The organism is Eikenella corrodens (assembly GCF_900187105.1).
Lineage (GTDB): Bacteria > Pseudomonadota > Gammaproteobacteria > Burkholderiales > Neisseriaceae > Eikenella > Eikenella corrodens.
Genome location: NZ_LT906482.1, coordinates 505,182 through 529,223 on the forward strand (window position 1 = coordinate 505,182; position 24,042 = coordinate 529,223).

The window sequence follows — 24,042 nt, forward strand, 5'->3', positions numbered from 1 at the left end:
ATGGGGAGGCTGCCGTTTTAGCGTTTAATACAAAAAATCTTCGGCACGAAGCACAAATGACAAGGCCTGCTGCGCCTCCTGCCCGGCTGCCTTATCTGCCGGGCGGAAACCGAGCCGGCGGTGCAGGGCCTGGCTGGCGGCATTGTGCGGCAACACTTGGCCGTGTACTTCGCGCATATTCAGGCGGCAGAAAGCATATTGTAACGCCAGCTGCCCCAATGTGCTGCCGTGGCCTTGGCCGCGCGGGCAATCGGGCGCAAGGTATAAGCCCCATTCGCAGCGGCCGCCGCCCAGGTGTTTGAAGCTGGCATAGCCCTGCGCCGTGCCGCCGGCTTCATACAGCAGCATGGTGAACTCGGGATTGGCCAGCTGGCGGGCAAACCATGCCTGGTGCCCATCCCAAGCGATTTCCCCGCTATCGAACATAAAGCGGCGAATCTCGGGATGATTGCGCCACTCAAACAGGCGGCGGCAATCGGCAGACGCGGCGGGTCGCAGCACGGCAGGCGCGAAATCGGCCAAATTATTGGCTGCCCGCAGCACGCCGCGCCCATCGCACAGCGCGGCGGCACGGCGGCTTTGCTCTGCCCGCAGGGCAGGCGTTTCGGCCAACAGACTGGCCAAGCTGGCAGGCAAATCCGCCATATCAGCCACGCTCGCCACGCCGGCCTGCTGCAAGGTTTCAGCGATGCCGCGTTGGTTTTCCGCCAACACCAGCATCATGGTGGGCAATCCCAAGCAGCAGCGTTCCCACGAAGTGCTGCCCGCCGCACCGATGGCCAAATTGGCTTCAGCCATCAACTCGGCCATATTGTTTGCGCCCACCAGCACGCGGCAAGGATACGGCGCGCTATCGGCAAAAGCCTGCACGGCAGCGGTGTGCGGCGCGGTTTTGCCCATCACCACGGTAACGCGGCAGGCGGCAGGCAGGCTACCTGAAAGCGCCTGCAGCACCGCCAAAGTATGGTTGTCCTTATCCACGCCGCCCAAATTCACCAAAATATGCTTCAGGTAGCCTGTCTCGGCTTGGGCGGCACGGCGTTGCAGGCTTGCCTCGCGCCACGCTGCAAATTCTTCGCGCAGTAGGGCGTAGCGCGTGCCGGTGAGCAGGCGGCAGGCAGGCGGCATCAGGCCAACGTAATCGGCAGGGGTGTGGCCGAGGTTTTGATCCAGCAGCAAATCGGCGGCGTGGGGGCGGTCGGCCAAATCGTCTATCGCCATCAGGCGGCTGCCCGCGGCAGCTTTGGCGGCCTGCTCCCACTCGGCGGATAAGGCATAGTGGTCGCAAATAATCCAATCCGGCGCAAAAGCGCGGATATGCGGCACGCAATCGGCGGCATCCTGCGCCTGTGATACCGGCAGCCAATGGGCATGGGCTGGCTTAAAGTGCGTTGCTGTCTTCGCTTCGTTTTGGCAAAGCTCACTGCGTTCATTTCTGCTACGCAGAAGCTCGCTGAATTCGCGTTCAGGTAGCCTTCCGGCCTGCGGCGGCACGGGCAGCAACACCAAGCCGAAACCGGCGCGCTCGATGGTTTCGCCCAAATGGCCGGGTAGCGCACGGCAGATAAAACGCACCTCATGGCCGCGCCGCGAAAGCTCATGCGCCAGCGTGAGGCAGCGCATGATGTGGCCGCTGCCGATTTGGAGGGACGCGTCTGCACGGATTAAAATCTTCATCGTTTGGTCTTTAATCAAGGGCTACCTGAAAGCGAACGCAGCCTTCTGCGTAGCAAAAACACAGGCTACCTGAAAACAGGAAAACCATTATGCGCACCATCACCCACAACCCGGCCGCACAACGCTTCGAATACACCGAACACGGCACAACCTATTATGTGTCCTACCGCGCTGAAGACGGTATCTGGCAGCTGTTGCACACCGAAGCACCGGCCAGCCCCTACGGGCGCGGCATCGCTGCCGACATCGTCCGCACCACGCTGGAAGAAGCGCGACGGCAGGGCGTGAAAATCCGCAGCGACTGCCCGTTCGTGATCGGCTATCTTGCCTTTCACCCGGAATTTGCCGATTTGGAAGCCTAAAGGCTAGCTGAAAGCGAACACCGTGAGCTTCTACGCGGCAAAAGGCGCAGCTAGGTTTGCCAATCTGGCTAACCGCCCATCTCCTGCAACACCCGCCACATCATTTCCGCCCGCACCCAATCTTCCGGCGTATCAATGTCCTGCACACGATAGCGCGGCAGTTTCACGGCAGCAGAACGGCTGTTAAAAATCGGTTTTTCCGCCAGCCAAGCCTCGGCACTGCCCCAATAAAACTGCCCCGCATCATGCCAAGCGTGCTCCAAATCCTGCGAGCGCACGGCAAAATTTTCCGGCTGAAACATCGACACGCCGCCCTGCCCGTTCAGCCGCAGGGCACGCTGGATAGGAAAGGGGAAATCGGTTACCGAAAAAGCATAATCGCCACCGCTTCGGCGCAGCGTATCCAGCCCGCGTTGCAGGTCGGCAGGGCGCACGAATGGGGCGGTGGCATACAGGCAGCAGACTTCGGGCAAGGCTGGCTTGAGGCTAGCTGAACAATCCGGCTGCCCGCTTTTGCCATGTAACAACCCGCTGCGCTCAATTTCAGGTAGCCTCTCCGCCAGCAGCGTGGCAACGGCATGACGCATCACGGCGCCGGTGGTGGCGAAATCATCCGCCAGCTCGGGCGGGCGCACAAACGGGGTTTCCACGCCGTATTGCCGCGCCACGGCGGCGATTTCTTCATCATCGGTCGACACCGCCACACGCACAAAGCAGCCGCTCTCCAGCGCCGCTTCGATGGAATAGGCAATCATCGGCTTGCCGTTGAATGGCTTGATGTTTTTGCGCGGAATGCGTTTGCTGCCACCGCGGGCGGGAATGATGCAAAGGGTCATGGAGTAGCGGTTTCTGCCGGCCTTGGGGAAGGCGTGGCGAATACGGTTTATTACGGCGGGGATTATAGCTGATTTGGGCAGGTGGCCGCAGCGGTTTGCGATGGGTGCAGGCAGGGATTGCGGTGGCTGCAACAAGGGTTTCGGCGGTGCTTGGCATGGTATAGTGAATTAACAAAAACCAGTACAGCGTTGACTCGCCTTGCCGTAACGTGTGTACTGTCTGCGGCTCGCCGCCTTGTCCTGATTTTTGTTAATCCACTAAAATGTAAAATCCGCCCGTCTATCAAAAAGGCTACCTGGAACTTTTCAGGTAGCCTCAAATTTGTGTGCGGCGCTTCAAATATGCCGATACACCTCGTCAAACGGTAGACGGTAGCGTTCGCCCCAAATACCATGGCCTTCCTTGCGGATGCCGCAGGAAACAACCATGTTGATTTCTGCGCCGCGCGGCAGGTTCAGAATACGTTTCACGCGGTGGCTGTCCAGCCCTTCCATCGGGCAGGTGTCGTAGCCGGCTTCAGCCATGGCGAGCATAAAGGTTTGTGCCGCCAAGCCGCAGCTTTTGTGCACCACCACACGCATATCGGCTTCAGACACATAGCGCATCATCGGGCGGAACAGGCCGATGCTCCATGAGAGCATTTTGCGGAACGCACCGAGCAGGCCGAAGCAGCGGGCATAAACAAAGGGCATGAGCTTGTTGCGGTAGCCTTCTTCCGCCTGAATGCGTTTGGCCTGTTTTTCCGGCGGGCTGTTGCGTTGGATGTTGCCGCGCTCGAAATCGAGCACGGTTTGGGCGCGGCTGCGGTGCAGGTCTTGGCGGGTAACGAACACCACCATTTGCGGTGCGGTGGCGGCGGCTTTCTGCCCGAGGCAGGCTTCGGCGAGCTGCTTTAACACGGCAGCATCGGTAATGTGGTAGAACTCGTAAAGCTGCATATTGGAGCTGCTGGGGGCAAGCTGGGCGAGGCGCAGACATTGGCGCACGGTGTCGGCATCAATGGGTACGTCGCCGTAGTGGCGCACGGAGCGGCGGCGTTCGAGGGCTTGTTGCAGGGTCATGATTACTCCTTCAGGTAGCCTGAAAACATTATTTTAAACAATGCTCAAAATGATTGCATTAATCCTTGGCAAGCGCAGGCGGTAACCTTGCACCATTCGGCGCCTTACTCTGCCACCGGGCCGCTTTGAAACACCAGCCGCAAGTCTTCTCGGCAGCTGCCGGAGAGTGCCCACACGGCGGTATTCGGCATAGGCAGGGCGGTTTGAAAGGCACGGAAGGCAGCCATATCGGCAGGAGAGGCTACCTGAAAGCCTAAAAGTTTCCAGGCCAATAAGGCAATCCAAATCCCGTGGCCGAACAATAAGCTGCCATCGGGCAACTGATGCCATTGCTGCAAAAACGCTTCCAGCCGTGTATCGAAATCGGCAAAGCTGTCCGCGCCCTGCCCCACTCGCTCGTCCACATCGCCGCGCTGCCAATAGGCTTGGGCAAGAGGCTTGCGCTCGCCAGGGCTGAGCTTGGCGATCAAATCGAATGGCAGATAGGAAAATTCGTTTAAACAGGGCAACTCAGCGGGCTCGATGCCGTAGTGCCGGCAATAGGGCGCGGCAGTTTCGCGGGTGCGGCGCATTTGGGAGACGAACACCGAGCGGCTTGAGGGTTCGCCGTGCGGCGGCGCACTATTTTCTTGTGGGCTCAGCTCGCTGTGTTTGCTTTCAGGTAGTCTGGCAACAAGTTCGGCGGCTTGGCGGCGGCCGATGTCGCTCAACGGAAGCTCGCAGTCGGGCAGCGGCGCACCGCCGGCGTTGGCGTGGCTTTGGGCATGGCGGATGAGGTAGAGAGTTTTCATGTGTTTCTGTCCTATCTCATAAGGATAGTTTTCAGGTAGCCCACAATCAAAGCAACCACTCCACGCCCTGCCAAATCAAGGCATAACGGGCAAACTTACCCACCGCCAGCGCTGCCGTGCATGCCCACGCGTTCAAACGCAGCCAGCCGGCAGCCAGGGGCAAAGCATCGCCAGCCACGGGCAGCCAAGCCAAAAGCAGCAACCATGCGCCATACCGCCGCCGCAGGCTCACGGCTCGGGGAGACAGTTTGCTTTGGCCGCGCTCCGGCAATTGGCAGCCGATCCAATAGGAAGTGAAGCTGCCCAAGGTGTTGCCGCTGCCTGCCGCCAGCCAGGCCGCCCACGCGGCTTCTGGGCGCTGCCATAAGAAGGCGGCAAACGCGGCCTCGGACGTACCGGGCAGCAGCGTGGCGGAAGTGAAAGCGGAAAACCACAGCGCGGCGAGTAGGGAGAAATCAGACATCATCAATGGCGTTGCAGGCTAGCTGAAAAATGAAAATAAGGTTTCCGAAAAAAGCCGAGTTGCGGCGCAGCTAAAACCAGAGTACCCAAGCAAGCAGCCCAGCGGTTTAAGCTATAATCAGGGCTGCATTTTACAAGGAAACCGCCATGCCCCACACCCTGCCCCGCGGCCTCTACCGCCACTACAAAGGCAATCTCTACGAACTGCTGCACACAGCGCGGCACAGTGAAACAGAAGAGCCGCTGGCGGTATACCGCGCGCTCTATGGCGACTACGGCGTGTGGGTGCGCCCGCTGGCGATGTTTGCGGAGGAAGTGGCCACGGACAACGGCTCTGTGGCACGGTTTGCGCTGGTGAAGGCGTTCGACTGACGGCTGAAACACCGAAGGCTACCTGAACATACGGCGCAATGCAGTAAAAATACGTTGGCTGCATTTCAGGTAGCCTTTATTGCGTTTTGCAGGCTACCTGAAAATGCCTACTTGCTTCTGCACCCAGCCGGCTTATAACCGGCAGCAATTTCCATAAAAGTAATCATTCTTTCACAAAATGCCGTGTGCTTGATACAGTTTGCCAACGTTGAACTGCCGATAAGGACAAGCCATGAATTTTGTAAAACCGGAACATTTGCGCGACTTCTACCCCCATGAAATTTTGCAGGATTCTCTGCAAAAAGCTCAGGCAAAATCAGGCTCGAGCCTGAAAACGCTGGCGATTTTGAGCTTTCTGGGCGGCGGTTATGTTGGCTTCGGCTATTTGGCGTTTTTAAAAGTGGTTACCGGCATTCCGCCCGAATGGCCGGGCCTGGCCAACTTGCTGGGCGCGGCCGTGTTCCCTATCTGTCTGATTTGTATTTTGATTGGCGGCGGCGAGCTGGCCACGGGCAATATGATGCTGATGGGGCTGGGCTGGTTTGGCAAAAGAATCAATGTGGCCAACCTGATGCGCAACTGGCTGATTGTGAGCTTGGGCAATTTGGCCGGTGCTTTGTGTATGGCGTATTTCCTCGGGCATTTCGTGGGCTTGACCGAAGGCGTGGCGGCGGCGAAAACCGTTGCCATTGCCGAAGCCAAGGTGGGCATGAGCTTTGGCCGTTCGTTTGTGTCGGCCATTGCCTGCAACTGGATGGTGTGCATGGGTATTTGGTTTTATTTCGGCGCGAAGCAGACTTCGGGGCGAATTTTGGCGATGTGGTTTCCGGTGATGACCTTTGTGCTGATTGGGCTGCAACACTTTGTGGCCAATATGTTTATCATCCCGGCCGGCATTTTTGCGGGAGCGAATGTGTCGTGGGGGCAGTTTTTTGCCAATATGATTCCCGTGTTTCTAGGCAATGTGGCCGGCGGCACGGCGTTTGTGGCGGCTTCGTATCTGCACGCGTATAAGCATTTATTGAAAGACGATTATTCGATTTAGCTGTCATACCATGCGGTTAAAAGGCTACCTGAAAACCGGTTTCAGGTAGCCTTTGTCGTGTTTGCGGTCACTAGCTGAAAGCCCGCTCCAATGCTTCCACTACTTTATCCTGTTCGGCTTCGGTCAGCCCGAAATACAGCGGGATGCTGATTGCGCCAGCGTAGTAGGCTTCGGCGGCAGGGAAGTCGCCCGGCTTAAAGCCGAAGTGTTGGCGGTAATAAGGCTGGGTGTGCACGGGAATGTAGTGCACATTGGCGCCGATGCCGTTTTGCCGCAGGAAGTCGAACACCTGGCGGCGTGTTTTGCCGCTGTCGGCGCGCACTTGCGCGGGATAGAGGTGCAGGGCGGAGCGGTTTTGCGGGTTGCGCTGCGGCAGAATAAGCGGCAGGTGGGCAAGCAGGCGGTCGTATCGCGTGGCCAGATCGTGGCGGCGGGCGACGAATTCGTCGATGCGGGTCATCTGGCTCACGCCGAGGGCGGCTTGCAGTTCGGTCATGCGGTAGTTGTAGCCGAGGTCGATTTGCTGGTAATACCAAGCGCCGTCCGGCTCTTGAGCCATTTCTTCGGGATTGCGGGTGATACCGTGGCTGCGTAGCAGGGCGAGTTTGGCCGCAAGCTCCGAGCTGTTGGTGAGGGCGGCACCGCCTTCGGCAGTGGTGATGATTTTGACGGGGTGGAAACTGAATACGGTGATGTCGCTATATTGGCAGTTACCAACTTTGCCGCCCTGATAACTACCGCCGACGGCGTGGGACGCGTCTTCGATGATTTTGAAACCGTATTCTTTTGATAGTTCGTGTATTTTCCGCATATCGCAGGGTTCGCCCGAGAAGTGAACCGGCACAACGATTTTGGGCAGGCTACCTGAAACTTTGGCTGCTTTCAGCTTGGCTTCCAGCGCGGCGGGGGACATATTCAGCGTGTTCGGATCAATATCTACAAAATCCACGTCTGCGCCGCAATAGCGGGCACAGTTGGCGGAGGCGGTGAAGGTGATGGGGGATGTCCACAGGCTGTCGCCTTTGCCTAAGCCGAGGGCGAGGCAGGCGAGATGCAGGGCGGAAGTGGCACTGTTTACGGCCACGGCATGCTGCGCTCCGCAGTAGTTTTTCAAGCTGTCTTCAAAGGCAGGCACTTGCGAGCCTTGGGTAAGGAAGTCGGATTGGAGCACACGCACAACGGCGGCAATGTCGGCTTCGGAAATGGTTTGGCGGCCGTAGGGGATCATTTGGAGTCCTTGAGTTGGATAGATGGGATTTGTTGTGGAAATGGCTTTTCTGATGCGTAGCTGCTGGGATTTTATTTTCAGGTAGCCTGTACGAATGCAGGCTACCTGAAATTAGGTTTTAATTATTGCCCATATTCTCGTTTATCATCGGCTGCTCCTGCTCTATTTGCTGAGGTTGTTGCTGCTGCATAGGAACAGGGGAAACTCGTGGCTGAGTAACTGTTGTAGGAGCTCCTTGTTTTACACCACTTCGTCCTAACAATTGATCAATGACAGGTTCCATTTTGGTTTGTGTAGAAGCAAATTTTGTCAATGCCAGACCGCCACCGCCTCGCAAATGATATTCTGCCTGCGCAATTTGTCTTCCTTCTTTCCAAAGATATAATTCGGCATGTGATAGGTAAGTAGTTACGTCCCAAGAACGCAAAGCAGTATAAGTCATAGAATAAACACAACCTTGTGCTGATTTATTTTCTACAACTTGCGACTGAATATTATGATATGCCAACCGATTTTGCAGTACGCTAACAAAATCTCTAACCTGCACACGCGGGTTATTCTCAATACAGATTTCCCTGATATCTTCAGCTGCACTAACAGGTTGAACCGTAATCGATGTACATGCAGAAAGGACGGTTGCTCCTAGCAATGCTGCCAAAAGTCTCTTTTGATTTGAATACATAATTTTCTCCTTTAAATGTCTCCATCATAAAATTCAGGCTACCTGAAAATTGTTCAACTAGTTTTAACTTCATTGAAGCTGCTCTTTCAGGTAGCCTTCTCTATCAAATCGCGCCGATTTTCTCTTTGTTCGCCGCAATCCACGCCTGCAATTCCTCCCGCGTCATCCATTCCGTGTTGTTGTCGCTGGCATACACGAAGCCTTCGGGCACTTTCACGCCGTTTTTAATGCGCTCGGGCGTTTCGTCCCAGCCGTTGATGGCGGGCAGGATTTTGAAGTGTTCGGGGTATTCGTAGGTGTGGAACGAGTCTTCCGCGCCAATCATCTGCTCGTGCAGTTTTTCACCTGGGCGGATGCCGACGGTTTCCTGCGCGCATTCGGGGGCGGCGGCGGCGGCCAAATCGCAAATGTTCATGGACGGGATTTTTTTCACATAAATTTCGCCACCCACCATGTCGTCAAACGCGTGCCACACCAGCTCCACGCCCTGTTCCAGCGAAATCATGAAGCGGGTCATGCGCGGGTCGGTAATCGGCAGCGTGCCGCGTGCGCGCTGGGTGAGGAAAAACGGGATTACCGAGCCGCGCGAGCCCATCACGTTGCCGTAGCGCACCACGGCGAAGCGGCAGCCGTGTTCGCCGGAATAGGCGTTGCCGGCCACGAAGAGTTTGTCGCTGGCGAGTTTGGTGGCGCCGTATAAATTGACAGGGCTGCTGGCTTTGTCGGTGGACAGGGCGACGACGCGCTTCACGCCTTTGTCGATGCAGGCGTCAATCAGGTTCATTGCGCCGTTGATGTTGGTTTTCACACACTCGAACGGGTTGTATTCGGCGGTGGGGACGATTTTGGTGGCGGCGGCATGGACGACGTAATCCACGCCGTCAAGCGCGCGGTAGAGGCGGTCTTTGTCGCGTACGTCGCCGATGAAGAAGCGCACGCGTTTGTCGCCCTGAAATTTTTTCGCCATTTCCCACTGCTTCATTTCGTCGCGGGAGAAGATGATGATTTTCTTGGGATTGTATTTGGCTAGGGTCATGGGCACGAAGGTGTTGCCGAACGAGCCGGTGCCGCCGGTTACGAGGATGGTGGAATTAGAAAGCATGGATAACCTGTTGTTTTAGCTTAATAGGACAGCTGATTCCACCGCAAAATCATCTTAATGGAAACAGCGTAATATGAAGTGGCGGATTATAGCACCGGCATCCAACGGCTTCTATCGTGCCGCAGGCTACCTGAAAAGTGGCAGCACAGCCTCTCCAAACTACACTTATAGCCGTGCCAAAGTAGGAATAACAGTATATAGACTCCCCCACGTTACTCCTCTTTAGAGTAGCCATGCATTACAATGATGCTTTTCCCCTACTCCACCCTACCGCCTATGTCTGCCGCCCAAGACCTTACCCTGCTCCTCGTGCGTGACGCTGCCGAGCCGGAAATGTGGATAGACATTTGGGCACGCAGTTATCCGCTGGTGCAACAAGTATCTTGCGCTGCCGATGAAGGCATTGCCCAATGGCAAAGTAAAATCAACACAGCGTGGCGGCTTATTCCCGGCCAGGCCATGATTGTGGCACACGGCGCAGGCGTACCGGCCGTCATGGCCTGGCAGTTCCAAAATAGCATGCGCAGCCAACAACGCATTTGCGGCATGATTTTGGTCTCCCCCCTGCAATCTGCCTGCATGGATGATGAATGGCATACCTTGAAACGCGCCCGTACCAACTGCAAAGCCGCTTTAGTAATTGGGCAAGATGAAAATCCACTGTGCCCAACCGACTGGGCAAGCGATACCGCCACCATCTGGCAAGCCAGGCTGTTACGCGCACCGCAGTCCGGCCACCTCAACCAGCGCTTGGGCGGCTGGCAATGGGGCATGCGGCTGATGCAGGAAATGTTGTGGGATGACTAATATCCTTGGCGCTACGGGCAATACGGTTTTCAGGTAGCCTCTACACTCTTTGTTGCGTCTCGCATGCGTCAATTAAACCGGTATAAAATAAATATAATCGGTTGAAATTATGTATATTATCTCCACCAACGCCTGTCCAAACAATGTTAAACGGTAGCAACAATTGAAAGCTTATCTATATATACGGCTTTCCTCCCTGTCTTGCCTTACTGCAACAATGTATAGGGATTACGCCATAAATTCCGTTTCCGCTCAGGATAAACATTGACAGTAAACCGCTTAATCTTTAAAATTAAAGTTTTCTTATATTAATTTGGATTTTCCTGCTATGAAAACCTTCTCAGCCAAACCGCACGAGGTGAAGCGCGAATGGTATGTCATTGATGCCCAAGACAAAGTTCTGGGTCGCGTGGCTACCGAAGTCGCCCGTCGCTTGCGTGGCAAACACAAGCCCGAATACACCCCGCACGTAGATACTGGCGACTACATCATTGTAGTTAATGCCGGCAAGCTGCGTGTTACCGGTGATAAAAATGAAGGCAAAATCTACTACCGTCACTCTGGCTTCCCTGGCGGCATCTACCAGCGCACTTTCCGGGAAATGCAAGACAAATTCCCCGGCCGCGCTCTAGAACAAGCTGTTAAAGGCATGTTGCCTAAAGGCCCCTTGGGCTACGCCATGATCCGCAAGCTGAAAGTGTACGCTGGCAGCGAACATCAGCATGCCGCCCAACAACCCAAAGTATTGGAAATTTAAGGACACCATTTTATGAACGGTAAATACTACTACGGCACTGGCCGTCGCAAGAGTTCTGTAGCCCGTGTGTTCCTGCAAAAAGGTTCCGGTCAGATTGTGGTAAACGGTCGCCCCGTTGACGAATTTTTCGCTCGCGAAACCAGCCGCATGGTGGTGCGTCAGCCCTTGGTTCTGACTGAAAATGCTGAAGCATTCGATATTATGGTAAACGTGTGCGGCGGCGGCGAAACCGGCCAATCCGGTGCCATCCGTCACGGCATCACTCGCGCCCTGATCGACTATGATGCAGGTTTGAAATCTGCCCTCTCTCAAGCTGGCTTCGTTACCCGCGATGCCCGTGAAGTGGAGCGCAAGAAATTCGGTCTGCGCAAAGCACGTCGCGCCAAACAGTTCTCCAAACGTTAATTCGTTTATATTGCAAAAGAGCCGGCTTCCCCGGCTCTTTATTTATACACAAACATTTAAGAGGCTACCTGAAAATCTCAGGTAGCCTTAAATGCTTAAAGAATACTATTTATGACGCCCTACCTTGTTCACCTAGCTAGCTGCCGATTATCCAGGAGAAGGTAAGGCCGGACAGCGTGGTTTATACTGATTGCCACAGTGCCTACAATGTATTGGATGTTAGCGAGTTTAACCACTTGCACATCAATTACCGCACCTGTTTTGCAGACAGGCAAAACCACATTAACGGGATTGAGAACTTCTGGAGTCAGGTCAAACGTCATTTGCGTAAATTCAACGGCATTCCGAAAAAGCATTTCGAGCTGTATTTGAAAGAGTGCGAATGGCGATTTAACAACAATAAAATGAAATATCAAATTGCCATGTTAAAACAAATGGTAAAGGATAGTCTAACCTAGTTATCTAGGACAGCCCCTTATTATTTCTTATCCACGGAGTGTTAAAACACAGCCCCAAATAACAAACCCTTATGCATAGTTATTTAATATTGCCTCTATACCTTCCTCTCCAAATTCTTCATACAAGGGAGAAGATTTATCATTTAATGATTTTTGTAGCTGATAGATTGTTACAAACCAATCTTTATCTAAAGAATCAAATAGCGATTTCGCTTTTTTATTATGGGTATTAAATGCAAATACACCCCAGTCAACAGGGTAATACTGTGCTGCACACCAACTAAGATTATGCGGTATGATTACAACTCCTGTTAAATTAATCTCTTTCTCGTATATTATTTTGCCTATATCTGTTAAATTATTATTTGCTACATCCACATTGACCACAGGACTATCACTGACTGAAGTAAAAATATTTAATTCTAAATAATTATTTAAAATTAGAATATTGCTAAACTCATTTGCAAATTCTTTATCGCTAAATAATGGAAAATCAAAAAATAAAAATTTATTATAATTTAACTCTTTATTAAAGAAAAAGAAATCTGGAAATCTAAATTCATTTTTAGTCATAATGTCACTAAATTTTTTCATAAAATATCTCATATTTAATTATGCAAAATCGTATTTTATACCAACTCTCTCTCCATCAATCAACATTTCTGCTGATGGTAAACCTGTTTTCCCATTACGAATTCCTCCACATGTACTTCTTGGATAAAAAATTTATCTAACACAACCTTTCTCAAAATAGTAAACATTTGACTGATTGGTTGCATGCCATGAGAAACCATTTCTTTCTAGATTAATCATAGATTCTTCTTATGATATATTGGCAAAAATCTGAGTAGACGAATTTCTAGTAGTTCCGTTTTCAAATTGAGAACTATTTGCTCACATGTCATTATCAGCCATTTCAGCATATTCTCTATGCCTTTCCTTGATATTATTTGATCTATTATGATGATTACCATTATTCGGATCTGGGGGTATAGGCGCGCCTGCAGCAGCTACAGCCTGTTGGGGTTGTGTAGCAGTTGCTTTTGCTGGCTGATTTTGTTTTTGTCCTCCTTCATGAGACCCCGGCCCTTGATTAGCAGGAATGGTATTGAGATGTGAATATGAAATACTATACAGAGCCCCTGTGGTAGCTAGTTGGATTCCAGTAGCCGTTGCCGGCTGCGCGGCTCATATAGCGCCGCCTTGGCCACTTCGCCGCCGGCGGCCACCGTGAGATAGGTTTGATGCAATCCGCACGGCTTGCCCGCCGTATCGCGGTAAACCGCCACCATAGCGGGAAAACGCCCGATAACCCGCCCCGCGTGCCAATAGGCCAAACGCGGATGCAGGCGCAAATCGCCGCTTATCGGCAACTGCTCCGGATAGGGAATGCCGCGCCCGTGCAGATAATCCGCAATCAGCCGGCTGCCGTTCCACGGCTCGCATTCGCCCCATAACTCATGATTTGGCCTTCTTCAGGCTGCAAACCGCCCTGCCTAGTGCCAAAACGTGCGCTAGGCGGCCTGATTTGCGAAATTAAGGGGATAGAATGGAAAGATAGGGCAATTACTGCCGCACGGCCTAAACGCGCTATAAACGCAAATTTAAGCCGTTTACCGCGCATTTATCGCTTGCGGTGTTTATGCCGGTTGCTTGCGGCGGCAGGCTGCCGGGCTGGCGTTTGGCTGCGCCGGTAGGCCAGCGGATTGCCCGACACCAGCCAAGGCCAAGCTACCGTATTGGCGGATAGCTGCACCCTTTGCGGAAAATCCGGGTCGTACCGCGCCTTGTCTTTCGGATTGCACTTGGCATAAATCGCCGCCCGGCTCAAGCCTGTAATCGCCATCACATCGGGCAGGCGCAACATTCGCATCGTAATATTTTCCATGTTTCTTGCTCTCCAAATTAAAATGCCCGTGTATCTCGTTGCTGCTAAATAGCAGTGAAATACACGGGCAAAAATATAGCCGCCCGAATAGGCGGCCGGAATGGCTGATAACAAGCCTTTATCCATGGACAAGAACAAGCTTTCATCCATGGCATAGCAGCTTACTTTTTCTTTATACCTTCTACTTTCTCTTCAATGCCTTGTAGCTTTTTTCGGCAGGTCGCATAAGGGGATATTTCCCGATTGATAACAGTTTTTCTTTGCCGCCTACGCGGTATTTCAAGCGCCACAGTTTGCCGCCTGCCGGGGTAACTTGCAGATACAGCCCGCCACCGTCAGCCAGCTTGTAGGCTTTGGCGGCAGGCTTGGCATTCTTGATTTGGCGGTCGGTTAGCGGCATTTTGGGGGTATTTTTTCGGCGGTATTTCTAAGATACCCCCCAATATACCCCCAAAATTCTGTTGCTTCAATGCAATTCGGATAGACGGCGGTAGATACCAAACAAGCCCTAAACATAGCTAGAAGCCTTGCTGGGCTTGGGTCTTGTAGATTCGGATAGACGGCGTTAGACAAAAAAATAACCGCTAAAATGCGGTTAGTGGTGGCCAGAGGCAGGATCGAACTGCCGACACACGGATTTTCAATCCGTTGCTCTACCAACTGAGCTATCTGGCCACTATTGAAGTTCGCTATTACACCAGTTATTCCAATCTGAGTCAAGCCTTTTCAGTAAAATATTTTTATTAATTAACGAACATATTATTTTATCACATACTTTTTCAGGTAACCTTTCACTGCTTGTCTCCAGCCTGTTCCTGCCGCACATGGTGCATTGCCAAACTGATGGTGTCCAGTTGTTTCTGATAGCGTTGGCAGGGTGAGCAAACCAGCAAGTGCAGTCGTAACTGCCAACATTCCCAAAGGCTCAATGGGCGGTCATGTTGCAGCGAAATCAATTCTGCGGCTCGTTGGCATTTCAGCATAGCTGTTCCTTCATTATCCATTTAACCAATTGCTTTGCAGACAACGGCGCAGGCCGTTGCGGGCGCGGTAGAGAATGGTGTAGCAGTTATCGGCGCTGATACCGGTTTGCTGGCAGATTTCAGCCACTTCCAACCCCATCAACTCGCGCAGCATAAATACCCGCGCGGTATTATCCGGCAGGTGCTCGAGACAGTATTCCATGGTATGCATAAACTCCTGCTGCCGGATGGTATCTTCTGGGGAAGCCCATGTTTGAGGAGTGGCGCTATCCGTCCAATGGTCGCTCTCATCAAACTGCTGCTGGCGCACGGTATCAAGAAACTGTTCGTCTTCACTGCTCACTTGCCATTGCAGTTGGCTTTTTCGGCTGCGCAGGCTGTCTAATAGGGTGTTGCGCAAAATGGCGAATACCCACGTTTGCCATTGCGCAGCCGCCTTAAACTGCTGCCGGCGGGCAAAGGCTTTCAGCATGGTGTCTTGCACCACATCCTCCGCCCATTGGGCATCGTGTAGCTGCAGGGTGGCAAAACGCAAAAGTTTGCACCGCAGTTCGGCGGTATCCGTTTGCTGCCAAACCTGTTCATGATTATTGGTTTCTACTTGATCGGATTTCATCTTGCTATGGAAGGCTACCTGAAATTTTCAGGTAGCCTCATACCGTGAGTGGTCTCTTGTGATTAGACGACTTGGCTACTGCTATTCTGACATGGCAGCTGCATTTATCTGCCCCACAGGATTCTTTCAAAAGGCTACCTGAAACTTTTCAGGTAGCCTTTTAGCATTGCTGTGGACATTGTGCTAAATGCAGCCGATCTAATTATTGCTGCTTCAATATACTGCCAAATCGAAGCACGGCTACGCTATGGCCTCACGCAGTTTGGCAGCCAGCGCGGCCAGTTCAGCGTGGTCGGCCATCTTGTCTTCGTGTTCCCCCAACTCGTGCAGATGCCCGGGAATCAGGTGCATATGGTAGTGGAACACGCTTTGGCCGGCTTCTTGGCCATTGAGCTGCATTTGCACGATGCCGTGCCGCTGTAAAACTTTGCGCTGGGCGGCAATGATTTTTTTGGCGGTGGCAAACACAGCTTGTGCGTATTCTAATGGCAGATCGCTCAGCTCCAGGGCCTGCGTTTTCGGCACAATCAACACATGGCCACGTGCCTGTGGCATCACGTCGAGGAAGGCGAGGACTTTTTCGTCTTCGTACACCGTATGGTTGGGGATTTCGCCGCGCAGGATTTTGGCGAAGATGTTGTTGCTGTCGTATGCGGACATGTCGTTCTCCTTGATAGTCAATAAGAATTTTTCGGCTACGTTTCGGCTGATGTTTTTCAGGTAGCCTGTTAAGCAATTAGCTTCAAGCCCTAAGGCTACCTGAAAACTCACACAGCTTCCAGTTTGGCAAATTTAGTGTCCAGCACTTTGATGCCCTGCTTGCCAAAGTTTACGGTGAGGCGGGCGCTGCCGGCTTTGCGCTCCCCCTCAATGATTACGCCGGTGCCGAATTTGGCGTGCCGCACATTTTGGCCGATGCTGAAGCCGTCGTAATCCTGCTTCGCCACCGGTGCAACCCATTCTGCCCTGCGCTGTTGAGGCCGGCCTTCGGGCACGGGAAAACGTGGTTTTAGCACGGGAGTGAGTAAATGCAGTAAATCGGGCGGAATTTCTTCCACAAAGCGCGATACGGTACCAAAATGGGTTTGGCCGTGCAACATCCGCTGTTGCGCCATGCTGATGTAGAGCCGCTGCCGTGCGCGCGTGATGGCCACATACATCAGCCGCCGCTCTTCCTCCAGCCCGCCGTGTTCAGCCAGGCTCAATTCGCTGGGGAAACGGCCTTCTTCCATGCCGGTGAGGAATACGGCGTCAAACTCCAGCCCTTTGGCCGCATGCACAGTCATCAACTGTACGGCAGACTCATCGGCGGCGGCCTGGTTCTCGCCAGATTCAAGCGCAGCATTGCTCAAAAAGGCAAGCACGGGGAATGCCGGGCTCTCTACGACATCAGCGGGCAGGGTTTCAAACGTACTGTCTTCAGGGTGGAATTCTTCAGCCGCTCGGATGAGTTCGTCTAAGTTGTCTAAGCGGTCTTGATGATCGCCCTTTTGGTTTTGGTAATACTCATACAGGCCGCTGCTGCGTACGGCCTCGGCCACAATATCAGGTAGCCCGACTTGGCCGATGCAGCCGCGCAAGCTTTCAATCAGGCGCACAAAGGTGGCTACCTTGCCGTTCTTCACGGCTACGTGGCAGGCTGCCTGCCACAACGGTATGCCTTCCTGCGAAGCAGCGGCTTGAATGTTTTCCACCGTACGGCTGCCAATACCGCGTGCGGGCACGTTGATGACGCGCAACAGGGCGTTATCGTCGTCGGGATTAATCGCCAGCCGCAAATAAGCAAGTGCGTGTTTGATCTCCTGCCGCTCATAAAAGCGCAGGCCGCCGTAGATTTTATAAGGTAGGCCGGCACGGAACAGGGTTTGCTCGAGAACGCGCGACTGGGCATTACTACGGTAAAGCACAGCGGTTTGTGCCAAATCCATACCGTCGCGGTGCAGGGCTTTGATTTCTTCTACCACGAACTCGGCCTCTTCACCGTCGGTAAAAGCGGAAAGGAAACGGATTTTCTCACCATGCTCGGCTTCAGTGCGCAGGTTCTTGCCCAAGCGGCCGTCGTTATGGGCAATCACGGCATTGGCCGCAGCAAGGATATTGCCCACCGAACGGTAGTTCTGCTCCAGCTTGATAGGAGAGGCTACCTGAAATTCACGCATGAAATCAGCCATATTACCCACGCGCGCGCCACGGAAACGGTAGATGCTCTGATCGTCATCGCCCACGGCAAATACGGCAGCATGTTGCCCTGCCAGCAGTTTGAGCCAATCGTATTGCAATTTATTGGTGTCTTGGAATTCGTCCACCAAAATGTGGTTGAAGCGGTTTTGGTAGTGCGTACGCAGAATCTCGTTACTTTGCAACACTTCATAGCTACGCAACATGAGTTCAGCAAAATCTGCTACCCCTTCCTGCCGACACAGACGATCGTATTCGGCATAGCATTCAATCAGGCGCTGCTCAAACGGATTACTGGCATGTAGCACGGCAGCACGCAAACCTGCTTCTTTTTGCGCATTGATAAAGCCTTGTAAGGCACGCGGGGCGATGATTTCTTCGGAAATATTGAGGGCTTTGAGCAGGCGTTTGACTAGAGCGAGCTGGTCACTGCTGTCTAAAATCTGGAAGGCAGCTGGCAGACCAGCTTCTTTGTGATGCAAACGCAGAAATCGGTGACACAGGCCATGGAACGTACCCAGCCACATGGCGCGAATATTAAGCGGCAACATGGCTTCGAGCCGGGCACGCATTTCTTTCGCAGCCTTATTAGTGAACGTAACCGCCATCACCGAATGCAGGCTGGCTTGACCACTATGCAAGAGCCAAGCGATGCGGGTGGTAAGCACTTTAGTCTTACCGCTGCCGGCACCGGCCAGCACCAAAGCAGATTGCGCCGGCCAGGTTACCGCAGAAAGTTGCTCATTGTTCAAGCCGGCAAGTAGGGAGTTTTGTGGAGCTGATGTAAGCACGATCTGAAGTGTTGGAATAACTAAAAGAAGCGTGGATTATATAACCAAAACTCTTGTTTCCTCCTGCAAGGTTGGTTCAACTTAAACAATTTTCCAAGGCTCAAGCGGCTACCTTAAACTTTCAGTTAGCCTCTTATGGGCAAATACTGTGTAGAACATCTATCTTCTACGCCACAAAGAATGACACCCGCCGTTAGGCGGGTGTCATAAATAGGTGTTTGGCAGTGTCCTACTTTCGCACGGGTAATCCGTACTATCATCGGCGCTGGTTCGTTTCACGGTCCTGTTCGGGATGGGAAGGCGTGGGACCAAACCGCTATGGCCGCCAAACTTAAACTGTACAAATCGTCAAGCCACCGGTAATGTCACTCCGGTTAATCAAATCAAACTGTTCTGTCCGGCTACTAACCAAACAATCGGGTAATGTGTATCGATTCCAGTAAGCTTTATTCTATTGAGTACTCTTCCCGGTGTCTCTACACCGCAAAGCACTTCAAATGATAGAGTCAAGCCTCACGAGCAATTAGTATGGGTTAGCTGCACGCGTTGCCGCGCTTCCACACCCCACCTATCAACGTCCTGGTCTAGAACGACTCTTCAGCGCGGTTATACCGCAAGGGAAGTCTCATCTCCAGGCAGGTTTCGCGCTTAGATGCTTTCAGCGCTTATCCTTCCCGAACTTAGCTACCCGGCGATGCCACTGGCGTGACAACCGGTACACCAGAGGTTCGTCCACTCCGGTCCTCTCGTACTAGGAGCAGCCCCTGTCAAACTTCCAACGCCCACTGCAGATAGGGACCAAACTGTCTCACGACGTTTTAAACCCAGCTCACGTACCACTTTAAATGGCGAACAGCCATACCCTTGGGACCGACTACAGCCCCAGGATGTGATGAGCCGACATCGAGGTGCCAAACTCCGCCGTCGATATGAACTCTTGGGCGGAATCAGCCTGTTATCCCCGGAGTACCTTTTATCCGTTGAGCGATGGCCCTTCCATTCAGAACCACCGGATCACTATGTCCTGCTTTCGCACCTGCTCGACTTGTCGGTCTCGCAGTTAAGCTACCTTTTGCCATTGCACTATCAGTCCGATTTCCGACCGGACCTAGGTAACCTTCGAACTCCTCCGTTACTCTTTGGGAGGAGACCGCCCCAGTCAAACTGCCTACCATGCACGGTCCCCGATCCGGTTAACGGACCTGGGTTAGAACCTCAAAGTCACCAGGGTGGTATTTCAAGGACGGCTCCACAGAAACTAGCGTCTCTGCTTCTAAGCCTCCCACCTATCCTACACAAGTGACTTCAAAGTCCAATGCAAAGCTACAGTAAAGGTTCACGGGGTCTTTCCGTCTAGCAGCGGGTAGATTGCATCTTCACAACCACTTCAACTTCGCTGAGTCTCGGGAGGAGACAGTGTGGCCATCGTTACGCCATTCGTGCGGGTCGGAACTTACCCGACAAGGAATTTCGCTACCTTAGGACCGTTATAGTTACGGCCGCCGTTTACTGGGGCTTCGATCCGATGCTCTCACATCTTCAATTAACCTTCCAGCACCGGGCAGGCGTCACACCCTATACGTCCACTTTCGTGTTTGCAGAGTGCTGTGTTTTTAATAAACAGTCGCAGCCACCGATTCTCTGCGACCCTCCAAAGCTTACGGAGTAAATCCTTCACCTCAGAGGGCATACCTTCTCCCGAAGTTACGGTATCAATTTGCCGAGTTCCTTCTCCCGAGTTCTCTCAAGCGCCTTAGAATTCTCATCCTGCCCACCTGTGTCGGTTTGCGGTACGGTTCGATTTAAGCTAGAGCTTAGTGGCTTTTCCTGGAAGCGTGGTATCAGTCACTTCGTATCCGTAGATACTCGTTATCACTTCTCGGTGTTATGAAGAACCGGATTTGCCTAATCCTTCCACCTACCGGCTTGAACAAACTATTCCAACAGTTTGCTGACCTAACCTTCTCCGTCCCCACATCGCACTTAAATCAAGTACGGGAATATTAACCCGTTTCCCATCGACTACGCATCTCTGCCTCGCCTTAGGGGCCGACTCACCCTGCGCCGATGAACGTTGCGCAGGAAACCTTGGGCTTTCGGCGAGCGGGCTTTTCACCCGCTTTATCGCTACTCATGTCAACATTCGCACTTCTGATACCTCCAGCATTCCTTACGAAACACCTTCTCAGGCCTACAGAACGCTCCCCTACCATGCACTAGGTGCATCCGCAGCTTCGGTTATAGATTTGAGCCCCGTTACATCTTCCGCGCAGGATGACTCGACCAGTGAGCTATTACGCTTTCTTTAAATGATGGCTGCTTCTAAGCCAACATCCTGGCTGTCTAAGCCTTCCCACTTCGTTTACCACTTAATCTATCATTTGGGACCTTAGCTGGCGGTCTGGGTTGTTTCCCTCTCGACAACGGACGTTAGCACCCGCTGTCTGTCTCCCATGATTGCACTTTCCGGTATTCTGAGTTTGCCATGGGTTGGTAAGTCGCAATGACCCCCTAGCCATAACAGTGCTTTACCCCCGGAAGTGATACATGAGGCACTACCTAAATAGTTTTCGGGGAGAACCAGCTATCTCCGAGTTTGTTTAGCCTTTCACCCCTATCCACAGCTCATCCCCGCATTTTGCAACATGCGTGGGTTCGGTCCTCCAGTACCTGTTACGGCACCTTCAACCTGGCCATGGATAGATCACTCGGTTTCGGGTCTACACCCAGCAACTATGACGCCCTATTAAGACTCGGTTTCCCTACGCCTCCCCTATCCGGTTAAGCTCGCTACTGAATGTAAGTCGTTGACCCATTATACAAAAGGTACGCAGTCACACCATAAGGTGCTCCCACTGTTTGTATGCATCAGGTTTCAGGTTCTATTTCACTCCCCTCCCGGGGTTCTTTTCGCCTTTCCCTCACGGTACTGGTTCACTATCGGTCGATGATGAGTATTTAGCCTTGGAGGATGGTCCCCCCATCTTCAGACAGGATTTCTCGTGTCCCGCCCTACTTGTCGTATGCTTAGTACCACTGCCGGAATTTCGGATACGGGGCTATCACCCACTATGGCGGAAGTTTCCAATTCCTTCTCCTATCCCGACAACTATCACATACAGGCTCCTCCGCGTTCGCTCGCCACTACTTGCGGAATCTCGGTTGATTTCTTTTCCTCCGGGTACTTAGATGGTTCAGTTCTCCGGGTTCGCTTCTCTAAGCTTATGTATTCAGCTTAGGATACACATTGCTGTGTGGGTTTCCCCATTCGGACATCACCGGATCAAAGCTCTATTGCCAGCTCCCCGATGCTTTTCGCAGGCTTACACGTCCTTCGTCGCCTATCATCGCCAAGGCATCCACCTGATGCACTTATTCACTTGACTCTATCATTTGAAGTGCCTTTTTGACTTCGCCTGCGCTGCGTTGACTACAGCTGGGGCTTAAGGCCTCTACTTTGATAAAGCTTACTGCTTGTTGTGTCCGAATCCTGCCTTTTGTGTTTCAGGATTCGGTCGATACAATCATCACCCAAATTTCTGTATGACTTATCTCAAAGATAAGCCCTACTTCGTTTGTTTGTTGATTTCGGCTTGCCAATTTGTTAAAGATCGATGCGTTTTGACTTCGCAAATAAAAATAAACTACCGCGCAAACTGCAAGATGCAGCAGCTTACTCGTATATTTAGCATACTTTTATTTGGAAAGTATTGTGTGGTGGAGGCAAACGGGATCGAACCGATGACCCCCTGCTTGCAAAGCAGGTGCTCTACCAACTGAGCTATGCCCCCAGTACCTGGGCGGATCTGCTCCGCTCTACGACTACTGGTGGGTCTGGGAGGACTTGAACCTCCGACCCCACGCTTATCAAGCGTGTGCTCTAACCAGCTGAGCTACAAACCCAACATTCTCTTCGCATCTGTATCTGATTACCGATAGGTGTGGATGCTCTACCCCTACTTTTTCTCTAGAAAGGAGGTGATCCAGCCGCAGGTTCCCCTACGGCTACCTTGTTACGACTTCACCCCAGTCATGAAGCATACCGTGGCAAGCGGGCTCCTTGCGGTTACCCTACCTGCTTCTGGTATCCCCCACTCCCATGGTGTGACGGGCGGTGTGTACAAGACCCGGGAACGTATTCACCGCAGTATGCTGACCTGCGATTACTAGCGATTCCGACTTCATGCACTCGAGTTGCAGAGTGCAATCCGGACTACGATCGGTTTTCTGGGATTGGCTCCACCTCGCGGCTTGGCTACCCTCTGTACCGACCATTGTATGACGTGTGAAGCCCTGGTCATAAGGGCCATGAGGACTTGACGTCATCCCCACCTTCCTCCGGTTTGTCACCGGCAGTCTCATTAGAGTGCCCAACTAAATGATGGCAACTAATGACAAGGGTTGCGCTCGTTGCGGGACTTAACCCAACATCTCACGACACGAGCTGACGACAGCCATGCAGCACCTGTGTTACGGCTCCCGAAGGCACCCTTCCGTCTCTGGAAGGTTCCGTACATGTCAAGACCAGGTAAGGTTCTTCGCGTTGCATCGAATTAATCCACATCATCCACCGCTTGTGCGGGTCCCCGTCAATTCCTTTGAGTTTTAATCTTGCGACCGTACTCCCCAGGCGGTCGATTTCACGCGTTAGCTACGCTACTAAGCAATCAAGTTGCCCAACAGCTAATCGACATCGTTTAGGGCGTGGACTACCAGGGTATCTAATCCTGTTTGCTACCCACGCTTTCGAGCATGAACGTCAGTGTTATCCCAGGGGGCTGCCTTCGCCATCGGTATTCCTCCACATCTCTACGCATTTCACTGCTACACGTGGAATTCTACCCCCCTCTGACACACTCTAGCTATCCAGTTCAGAACGCAGTTCCCAGGTTAAGCCCGGGGATTTCACATCCTGCTTAAATAACCGTCTGCGCTCGCTTTACGCCCAGTAATTCCGATTAACGCTCGCACCCTACGTATTACCGCGGCTGCTGGCACGTAGTTAGCCGGTGCTTATTCTTTAGGTACCGTCAGCAAAAAGTGGTATTAGCACTTCCCTTTTCTTCCCTAACAAAAGTACTTTACAACCCGAAGGCCTTCTTCATACACGCGGCATGGCTGGATCAGGGTTGCCCCCATTGTCCAAAATTCCCCACTGCTGCCTCCCGTAGGAGTCTGGGCCGTGTCTCAGTCCCAGTGTGGCGGATCGTCCTCTCAGACCCGCTACTGATCGTCGCCTTGGTAGGCCTTTACCCCACCAACTAGCTAATCAGTTATCGGCCGCTCGAATAACGCGAGGTCTTGCGATCCCCCGCTTTCTCCCGTAGGACGTATGCGGTATTAGCCAATCTTTCGATTGGTTATCCCCCATTACTCGGTACGTTCCGATATATTACTCACCCGTTCGCCACTCGCCGGACAGTAGTGCAAGCACTACCCCGCTGCCGTTCGACTTGCATGTGTAAAGCATGCCGCCAGCGTTCAATCTGAGCCAGGATCAAACTCTTATGTTCAATCTCTAACTTAATAACTTCTAGTCT

General features: G+C 52.7%; 22 protein-coding genes, 3 tRNA genes, 3 rRNA genes and 1 pseudogene. 7 read left to right on the forward strand and 22 right to left on the reverse strand.

Annotated features, from left to right (window positions below):
- Positions 1–24 precede the first annotated feature (24 nt).
- The gene (gene pseG / locus CKV94_RS02535) at positions 25–1,677 is read right to left on the reverse strand and encodes a UDP-2,4-diacetamido-2,4,6-trideoxy-beta-L-altropyranose hydrolase (protein WP_003822506.1); all 1,653 of its coding nucleotides are present in this window, start codon (positions 1,675–1,677) and stop codon (positions 25–27) included.
- 89 nt (positions 1,678–1,766) lie between these two features.
- On the opposite strand from pseG, the gene CKV94_RS02540 reads away from it, so the two are divergent.
- Positions 1,767–2,039 (forward strand): GNAT family N-acetyltransferase, encoded by a 273-nt coding sequence (locus CKV94_RS02540; protein WP_003822509.1) that lies wholly within the window; start codon positions 1,767–1,769, stop codon positions 2,037–2,039.
- A 68-nt stretch (positions 2,040–2,107) separates the two neighbouring features.
- Here the strand turns inward: CKV94_RS02540 and CKV94_RS02545 are convergent, their stop codons facing one another.
- The 4 genes from CKV94_RS02545 to CKV94_RS02560 all read right to left on the reverse strand — a co-directional run bounded on the left by CKV94_RS02545 (position 2,108) and on the right by CKV94_RS02560 (position 5,191).
- Positions 2,108–2,875 (reverse strand): pseudaminic acid cytidylyltransferase, encoded by a 768-nt coding sequence (locus tag CKV94_RS02545; RefSeq protein ID WP_003822510.1) that lies wholly within the window; start codon positions 2,873–2,875, stop codon positions 2,108–2,110.
- A gap of 336 nt (positions 2,876–3,211) precedes the next feature.
- Complete coding sequence (locus CKV94_RS02550) at positions 3,212–3,937, reverse strand: nitroreductase family protein (RefSeq protein WP_003822512.1); 726 nt, start codon at positions 3,935–3,937, stop codon at positions 3,212–3,214.
- Positions 3,938–4,041: 104 nt separating this feature from the next.
- Positions 4,042–4,728, reverse strand: a complete 687-nt coding sequence (locus CKV94_RS02555; protein WP_003822513.1) for a histidine phosphatase family protein — start codon at positions 4,726–4,728, stop codon at positions 4,042–4,044.
- 46 nt (positions 4,729–4,774) lie between these two features.
- On the reverse strand, positions 4,775–5,191 hold the full coding sequence (locus CKV94_RS02560) for a YqaA family protein (protein ID WP_035580269.1): 417 nt from the start codon (positions 5,189–5,191) through the stop codon (positions 4,775–4,777).
- Positions 5,192–5,337: 146 nt separating this feature from the next.
- Between CKV94_RS02560 and CKV94_RS02565 the strand changes: the two genes are divergently transcribed.
- Both CKV94_RS02565 and CKV94_RS02570 read left to right on the forward strand, forming a co-directional pair.
- Positions 5,338–5,562, forward strand: coding sequence for a DUF1653 domain-containing protein (locus CKV94_RS02565; RefSeq protein ID WP_003822516.1), 225 nt, complete (start codon positions 5,338–5,340; stop codon positions 5,560–5,562).
- 232 nt (positions 5,563–5,794) lie between these two features.
- Complete coding sequence (locus CKV94_RS02570) at positions 5,795–6,607, forward strand: formate/nitrite transporter family protein (protein ID WP_003822517.1); 813 nt, start codon at positions 5,795–5,797, stop codon at positions 6,605–6,607.
- Between the two features lie 70 nt (positions 6,608–6,677).
- Here the strand turns inward: CKV94_RS02570 and pseC are convergent, their stop codons facing one another.
- The 3 genes from pseC to pseB all read right to left on the reverse strand — a co-directional run bounded on the left by pseC (position 6,678) and on the right by pseB (position 9,619).
- On the reverse strand, positions 6,678–7,835 hold the full coding sequence (gene pseC, locus CKV94_RS02575; RefSeq protein WP_003822519.1) for a UDP-4-amino-4,6-dideoxy-N-acetyl-beta-L-altrosamine transaminase: 1,158 nt from the start codon (positions 7,833–7,835) through the stop codon (positions 6,678–6,680).
- Positions 7,836–7,953: 118 nt separating this feature from the next.
- On the reverse strand, positions 7,954–8,517 hold the full coding sequence (locus tag CKV94_RS02580) for an Sbal_3080 family lipoprotein (RefSeq protein ID WP_179209331.1): 564 nt from the start codon (positions 8,515–8,517) through the stop codon (positions 7,954–7,956).
- Between the two features lie 103 nt (positions 8,518–8,620).
- Positions 8,621–9,619 (reverse strand): UDP-N-acetylglucosamine 4,6-dehydratase (inverting), encoded by a 999-nt coding sequence (gene pseB, locus CKV94_RS02585; protein WP_003822522.1) that lies wholly within the window; start codon positions 9,617–9,619, stop codon positions 8,621–8,623.
- Positions 9,620–9,862: 243 nt separating this feature from the next.
- On the opposite strand from pseB, the gene CKV94_RS02590 reads away from it, so the two are divergent.
- The 4 genes and pseudogenes from CKV94_RS02590 to CKV94_RS02605 all read left to right on the forward strand — a co-directional run.
- On the forward strand, positions 9,863–10,426 hold the full coding sequence (locus CKV94_RS02590; protein WP_003822524.1) for an alpha/beta hydrolase: 564 nt from the start codon (positions 9,863–9,865) through the stop codon (positions 10,424–10,426).
- Positions 10,427–10,754: 328 nt separating this feature from the next.
- Positions 10,755–11,183 (forward strand): 50S ribosomal protein L13, encoded by a 429-nt coding sequence (gene rplM / locus CKV94_RS02595; RefSeq protein WP_003822525.1) that lies wholly within the window; start codon positions 10,755–10,757, stop codon positions 11,181–11,183.
- 12 nt (positions 11,184–11,195) lie between these two features.
- Complete coding sequence (rpsI, locus tag CKV94_RS02600; protein ID WP_003822527.1) at positions 11,196–11,588, forward strand: 30S ribosomal protein S9; 393 nt, start codon at positions 11,196–11,198, stop codon at positions 11,586–11,588.
- A 140-nt stretch (positions 11,589–11,728) separates the two neighbouring features.
- A pseudogene (locus CKV94_RS02605) lies at positions 11,729–12,046 on the forward strand (IS1595 family transposase); the annotation flags it as partial.
- Positions 12,047–12,115: 69 nt separating this feature from the next.
- Here the strand turns inward: CKV94_RS02605 and CKV94_RS02610 are convergent.
- The 14 genes from CKV94_RS02610 to CKV94_RS02675 all read right to left on the reverse strand — a co-directional run bounded on the left by CKV94_RS02610 (position 12,116) and on the right by CKV94_RS02675 (position 24,015).
- Positions 12,116–12,640, reverse strand: a complete 525-nt coding sequence (locus tag CKV94_RS02610; protein ID WP_035580024.1) for a hypothetical protein — start codon at positions 12,638–12,640, stop codon at positions 12,116–12,118.
- 557 nt (positions 12,641–13,197) lie between these two features.
- Complete coding sequence (locus CKV94_RS02615; protein WP_456298174.1) at positions 13,198–13,467, reverse strand: DUF7146 domain-containing protein; 270 nt, start codon at positions 13,465–13,467, stop codon at positions 13,198–13,200.
- Between the two features lie 203 nt (positions 13,468–13,670).
- Complete coding sequence (locus CKV94_RS11330; RefSeq protein WP_003822535.1) at positions 13,671–14,084, reverse strand: AlpA family phage regulatory protein; 414 nt, start codon at positions 14,082–14,084, stop codon at positions 13,671–13,673.
- Positions 14,085–14,115: 31 nt separating this feature from the next.
- On the reverse strand, positions 14,116–14,334 hold the full coding sequence (locus tag CKV94_RS02625; RefSeq protein ID WP_003822536.1) for an Arm DNA-binding domain-containing protein: 219 nt from the start codon (positions 14,332–14,334) through the stop codon (positions 14,116–14,118).
- A gap of 199 nt (positions 14,335–14,533) precedes the next feature.
- Positions 14,534–14,609, reverse strand: a tRNA-Phe gene (locus CKV94_RS02630).
- 116 nt (positions 14,610–14,725) lie between these two features.
- Complete coding sequence (locus CKV94_RS11575) at positions 14,726–14,938, reverse strand: zf-HC2 domain-containing protein (protein WP_246824954.1); 213 nt, start codon at positions 14,936–14,938, stop codon at positions 14,726–14,728.
- On the reverse strand, positions 14,931–15,533 hold the full coding sequence (locus CKV94_RS02640; RefSeq protein WP_003822541.1) for a sigma-70 family RNA polymerase sigma factor: 603 nt from the start codon (positions 15,531–15,533) through the stop codon (positions 14,931–14,933). Before CKV94_RS02640 ends, CKV94_RS11575 begins: the two co-directional genes overlap by 8 nt.
- Before the next feature lie 240 nt (positions 15,534–15,773).
- Entirely contained in the window at positions 15,774–16,193 is a 420-nt protein-coding gene (locus tag CKV94_RS02645) for an HIT family protein (protein WP_035580030.1), read from the reverse strand.
- A gap of 107 nt (positions 16,194–16,300) precedes the next feature.
- Positions 16,301–18,502 carry a UvrD-helicase domain-containing protein gene (locus tag CKV94_RS02650; protein ID WP_223417323.1) on the reverse strand — a complete coding sequence of 734 codons (2,202 nt, stop codon included), beginning with the start codon at positions 18,500–18,502 and terminating at the stop codon, positions 16,301–16,303.
- Between the two features lie 216 nt (positions 18,503–18,718).
- Positions 18,719–18,832: ribosomal RNA gene (rrf, locus tag CKV94_RS02655) — 5S ribosomal RNA — on the reverse strand.
- 172 nt (positions 18,833–19,004) lie between these two features.
- Positions 19,005–21,888 (reverse strand): 23S ribosomal RNA (locus CKV94_RS02660).
- Positions 21,889–22,217: 329 nt separating this feature from the next.
- A tRNA-Ala gene (locus tag CKV94_RS02665) sits at positions 22,218–22,293 on the reverse strand.
- Positions 22,294–22,328: 35 nt separating this feature from the next.
- Positions 22,329–22,405, reverse strand: a tRNA-Ile gene (locus CKV94_RS02670).
- 68 nt (positions 22,406–22,473) lie between these two features.
- A 16S ribosomal RNA gene (locus tag CKV94_RS02675) occupies positions 22,474–24,015 on the reverse strand.
- The 16S, 23S and 5S rRNA genes sit together here with 2 tRNA genes alongside, the layout of an rRNA operon.
- Positions 24,016–24,042: the final 27 nt, after the last annotated feature.

Coding starts and splice junctions, on each gene's coding strand:
- rplM (WP_003822525.1), top strand. CDS start 10,755: ATGAAAACCTTCTCAGCCAAACCGCACGAGGTGAAGCGCGAATGGTAT.
- pseB (WP_003822522.1), bottom strand. CDS start 9,619: ATGCTTTCTAATTCCACCATCCTCGTAACCGGCGGCACCGGCTCGTTC.
- CKV94_RS02610 (WP_035580024.1), bottom strand. CDS start 12,640: ATGAAAAAATTTAGTGACATTATGACTAAAAATGAATTTAGATTTCCA.
- CKV94_RS02640 (WP_003822541.1), bottom strand. CDS start 15,533: ATGAAATCCGATCAAGTAGAAACCAATAATCATGAACAGGTTTGGCAG.
- CKV94_RS02555 (WP_003822513.1), bottom strand. CDS start 4,728: ATGAAAACTCTCTACCTCATCCGCCATGCCCAAAGCCACGCCAACGCC.
- pseC (WP_003822519.1), bottom strand. CDS start 7,835: ATGATCCCCTACGGCCGCCAAACCATTTCCGAAGCCGACATTGCCGCC.
- CKV94_RS02590 (WP_003822524.1), top strand. CDS start 9,863: ATGATGCTTTTCCCCTACTCCACCCTACCGCCTATGTCTGCCGCCCAA.
- CKV94_RS02565 (WP_003822516.1), top strand. CDS start 5,338: ATGCCCCACACCCTGCCCCGCGGCCTCTACCGCCACTACAAAGGCAAT.
- CKV94_RS02580 (WP_179209331.1), bottom strand. CDS start 8,517: ATGTATTCAAATCAAAAGAGACTTTTGGCAGCATTGCTAGGAGCAACC.
- CKV94_RS02550 (WP_003822512.1), bottom strand. CDS start 3,937: ATGACCCTGCAACAAGCCCTCGAACGCCGCCGCTCCGTGCGCCACTAC.
- CKV94_RS02545 (WP_003822510.1), bottom strand. CDS start 2,875: ATGACCCTTTGCATCATTCCCGCCCGCGGTGGCAGCAAACGCATTCCG.
- CKV94_RS02645 (WP_035580030.1), bottom strand. CDS start 16,193: ATGTCCGCATACGACAGCAACAACATCTTCGCCAAAATCCTGCGCGGC.
- CKV94_RS02540 (WP_003822509.1), top strand. CDS start 1,767: ATGCGCACCATCACCCACAACCCGGCCGCACAACGCTTCGAATACACC.
- CKV94_RS02560 (WP_035580269.1), bottom strand. CDS start 5,191: ATGTCTGATTTCTCCCTACTCGCCGCGCTGTGGTTTTCCGCTTTCACT.
- pseG (WP_003822506.1), bottom strand. CDS start 1,677: ATGAAGATTTTAATCCGTGCAGACGCGTCCCTCCAAATCGGCAGCGGC.
- CKV94_RS02625 (WP_003822536.1), bottom strand. CDS start 14,334: ATGCCGCTAACCGACCGCCAAATCAAGAATGCCAAGCCTGCCGCCAAA.
- CKV94_RS02570 (WP_003822517.1), top strand. CDS start 5,795: ATGAATTTTGTAAAACCGGAACATTTGCGCGACTTCTACCCCCATGAA.
- CKV94_RS11330 (WP_003822535.1), bottom strand. CDS start 14,084: ATGGATGAAAGCTTGTTCTTGTCCATGGATAAAGGCTTGTTATCAGCC.
- CKV94_RS11575 (WP_246824954.1), bottom strand. CDS start 14,938: ATGGATAATGAAGGAACAGCTATGCTGAAATGCCAACGAGCCGCAGAA.
- rpsI (WP_003822527.1), top strand. CDS start 11,196: ATGAACGGTAAATACTACTACGGCACTGGCCGTCGCAAGAGTTCTGTA.